Source organism: Okeania sp. (assembly GCF_983059655.1).
Genome location: NZ_CEZPJD010000694.1, coordinates 1 through 4,249, shown reverse-complemented (window position 1 = coordinate 4,249; position 4,249 = coordinate 1). Strand labels below are relative to the sequence as shown.

Annotated in this window: 1 protein-coding gene; it reads left to right on the top strand. The window is 38.9% G+C overall.

The genetic code is table 11. The annotated features are described in order from the left end of the window. Window positions 1–363 precede the first annotated feature (363 nt). Complete coding sequence (locus AC3DU7_RS26780) at window positions 364–3,768, top strand: efflux RND transporter permease subunit (RefSeq protein WP_488042309.1); 3,405 nt, start codon at window positions 364–366, stop codon at window positions 3,766–3,768. The last annotated feature ends 481 nt before the right edge of the window (window positions 3,769–4,249 follow it).

Below are 4,249 nucleotides of genomic sequence, written 5' to 3'. Positions count from 1 at the left end.
CCCCTACTCCCCCGCTCCCCTACTCCTTAAAAAAGACTTTTTCAGCAAGCCCTAAGTATTCAACTGGACATGATATAACTCCCAGGAGGGGGAGATAGAATATTGAAGTAGACATCTCCAAAAATAAAAAGTAAAATCAATTATTGTACAGAGGTTATCAATTCTTTCTGCCTATTATCTATAATTTATGGAGATGTCTATTATATAACTGGATTCTATACAACAAAGAAATTCAGAAGTTATAAATTAAATTTGCTGTGACTAAATTTGAGAGCTTGAGAATGTCTTAAGCTGAAGTCAGAATAAATTCTTGCTGTACTGATAACTGATAAATGATAACTGATAACTTATAACTGATTCATTATGCTTTTAAGTATTGCTGATACCTTTATTAAACGGCCTGTATTAACAACAGTTTGTACGATTATAATAATATTAGTGGGGACAATCTCAATTCCATTGTTGCCCATTGCTCAATTACCCCAACTAGCTAATACCGAGATTCAAGTATCATCAACCTATATTGGAGCTGATGCTCAAACCACAGAAAATACAGTAACCACAATTTTAGAAAGAGAGATTAACGGTGTGGAAGACATGAAATATATGTATTCCAATACCAGTAATAGTGGTCAGACGAGTATTAACGTTGTATTCCCTAATGATGTAGACCGTAACATCGCTCAAGTTAACGTTCAAAACCGAGTATCTCAAGCAGAACCCTCCTTGCCAGACTCTATCAGACAAACTGGTGTTAAAGTAGAAGCTTCATCCCCTAATATTTTATTAGTAATTGCAACTTACTCAGAAAAAGACGAAAATGATAAATTTTACTACGGTACTGACTTTATGAGTAACTACCTCGATCTGAACGTCTTAGATCAGATCAAGCGTATTCCTGGAGTTGGTCAAGCAACAATTCTAGGGGAACGGAAATATGCAATGCGCATCTGGCTTAACCCCCAGAAAATGGCAGCTCGTGAATTAACAGCTCAAGATGTAGTTAGTGCTTTACAAGAACAAAATATTCAAGTAGGAGCAGGTAAAATTGGTCAAAACCCAGCACCACAAGATTTAGTTTACGAAATTCCTCTGAAAGCTGTTGGTAGGATGAAAAATGCCCAAGAATTTGAGGATTTAGTGCTGAAAGTAGATGAAAATGGTAGTTTGGTTAAGGTTAGAGATATAGGTAGAGCTGAACTTGGAGCCGAAAATTACGATCTTGCTGCTACATATGATGGAGATCCAACAATAGGTTTAGCCATTTATCAACTTCCCGGTAGTAATGCTCTAGAAACAGCAAATCAAGTCAAAGCCACAATGGTAGAACTCAGTGATAGTTTCCCTCCCGGATTACAATATAGTATTGCCTACGATACAACTTTGTTCGTAGAAGTATCACTGCGAGAGGTAGTTATTACTTTACTCCAAGCTATAGTTCTAGTAGTTTTGATTATCTTTATTTTTTTACAAGATTGGCGAGCTACTTTGATTCCAGCCATTGCTATTCCTGTAGCTTTGATTGGGGCAATGGCTGGCTTAAAGATGTTAAATTTTGAAATTAATACTCTGACTTTGTTTGCTTGTACCTTGGCATCGGGTCTGGTGGTGGATGATGCGATCGTGATTGTGGAGGCAGTCTCTAGTAAAATTGAACAAGGAATGAAGGCAAGGCAAGCAGCATTGGATGCGATGGAAGAACTCACTGGAGCAACGATCGCTACTTCCCTAGTATTGATGGCTGTGTTTATTCCAGTTTCATTCTTCCCTGGAACAACAGGAGTAATTTACAAACAATTTGCTTTAACTATTGCTTTTGCTGTCGCCTGTTCAACTTTTAATGCTCTGACTTTTTCTCCCAGTATGGCTGGACTGTTGCTACGGCCAAAAAAAGAAGCTACTGGACCTTTGGGTTGGCTCTTTGATAAATTTAACCAAAGTTTTGCTTGGCTACAAAATAAATACGGTAAATTAGTCAGCTTTCTTACTCGCATTAATATCATAGTCATGGGGATTTTTATTGCGGGTTTAGTTGCAACTGTTTGGATGTATGGTTTAGTTCCTAGTGGATTTATTCCCGAAGAAGACCAAGGTTATTTTATTATTATTTATCAAGCTCCTGACGGAGTTTCCCTCAATTATACTGCCAATGCTGCCAACAAAATTCAGAAAGAAATTGCGAAGATTGATGAAGTCAGATCTACTTTTGGTGCTGCGGGATTTGGTTTTGATGGTCTCAACCCCAGTCAGGGGATATTTTTCGTCTTACTTAAGCCTTGGGAAGAACGAACTTTACCACAGCAGTCTGTTTATGGCATAACCAGAAGATTAAATGGAGCGTTGCAAGGAATAAAAGAAGTGAATGCCTTTGCGGTGAATGCCCCACCAGTACAAGGACTAGGTAGTACGGGAGGTTTTGAATTTCAATTGCAAGAGCGTACTGGAAGTTTGCCTATTCAAGCATTACTCGAAAATGGTTATAGATTAATTGGAGCAGCTAATTCTCCAGAATATCCTAGCTTACAACGTGTCTACAGTCAGTTTAACGCTAATAAGCCTCAGAAGGAAATTGAAGTTTTACGCGATCGCGCTAAGTCATTAAATGTGAATGTTAATGATATATTTTCCACCTTACAAATTTATTTCGGTTCGTCTTATGTGAATGATTTTGTTTTAGGACAACGCCAGTATCGGGTTTATGCTCAAGCAGAATCTGAGTTTCGTTCTAAACCTGATGATATTAATCAACTGTATGTCCGCTCTGTTGATGGAGAAATGATTCCCCTGGGAAGTTTAGTCAGAATCAAAGATTTTGTCGGACCGGAGATTATTACCCACTATAATATTTTCCGTTCCATGAAAATTCAAGGTGGGCCTGCTCCTGGTTATAGTTCTGGACAAGCGATCGCTGCCATGGAGCGAGCTTCGGAAGAATTGTTAGACCCTGGTTTTGGTTATGCTTGGCAGGGTAGTGCGTTGGAAGAAAAATCCTCTGGTGGTGCAGCACCGATTATTTTTGGCTTGGGTTTTGTGATGGTATTTTTGGTACTAGCAGCACAATACGAAAGCTATATCGATCCTTTAATTATTATGCTCTCTGTACCACTGGCGGTGTTGGGCGCTCTGGTAGCAATTTGGTTTAGATCGAATATACTTATGGCTGGCTCTGTTTGGCCAGTAGTGACAAATGATGTGTATGCTCAGGTTGCCTTAGTGATGTTGATTGGTTTGGCTTCCAAGAACTCAATTTTGATTGTAGAATTTGCCAACCAGTTAAGGGATAAAGGTGTAAATATTACTAAAGCAGCAATTACTGCAGCAGAGCAGCGTTTTCGACCAATTCAGATGACGGCAATCTCCAGTTTGATTGGTTTCATGCCTCTAGTTATTGCTACTGGTGCAGGTTCTGGTAGTCGTTGGTCTCTTGGTACTGCAATATTTGGGGGTATGTTGTTTGGTACTCTTTTGAGTTTGTTGATTACTCCTAATTTATATATTGCTATTAAAAATTTAGAGGGATGGCTGTTGAAGGGTGAAAAACCTGAGAAGTCAGAGAGACCTGATTTGGCAAATTATGATGATGCTCATTCTAATGGATATGAATCTGTTGATGATGGTATTAAAGATAGCGATCGTGAATACGCTGTCACTGTAAATGGTTCAAATGGTTCAAATGGTTCATCTGAAAACCAAGCGAATGCTACAGAAAATACTACCTCTGATTCTGATATTGATGAAGCTGTCGGACATAAGCCACCTCAAGGTTAGATCGAGGTAATATTATAGTATCAGGAAGTAGGAAGGTAAGCATTTCCTGTTGAATGCTGCGAAAAAAGCTATCAGCTAGCTTCATACAGCGCTTTTCAAGTTGATGAACCACATCTTCACAAACAAAAACCCTGTAGGGGCGTTCCATGGAACATCCCTACTGTGGTCTACCCAAATGAAAACCGCTGTAAGGTCGGAACTGCGGATTCAGTGCTTCAGCTATGAATATAGCGCTGTGCGCAGGCAATAGGCAGTAGGTAATAGGCAGTAGGGGGGATAAAAAGCTTATTATATAAAACTTTTAGCTATTGGACAGTTCCTGAAATTTGTAAATATGCCAGCACACAAGGATACAATTTTTCTCTCTTGACGATGAATTGACTTTATATCATGTCCGGATAATTAGTGATGAAAAAACTTATCATAAGTGCTTAAACAGTAAATCTTTCTATTTTCCCTACTCCCTTACTCCCCACTCCCC

What these genes read in the sequence shown, in the direction of transcription:
- AC3DU7_RS26780 (WP_488042309.1), top strand. Translation starts at nt 364, where the DNA reads ATGCTTTTAAGTATTGCTGATACCTTTATTAAACGGCCTGTATTAACA.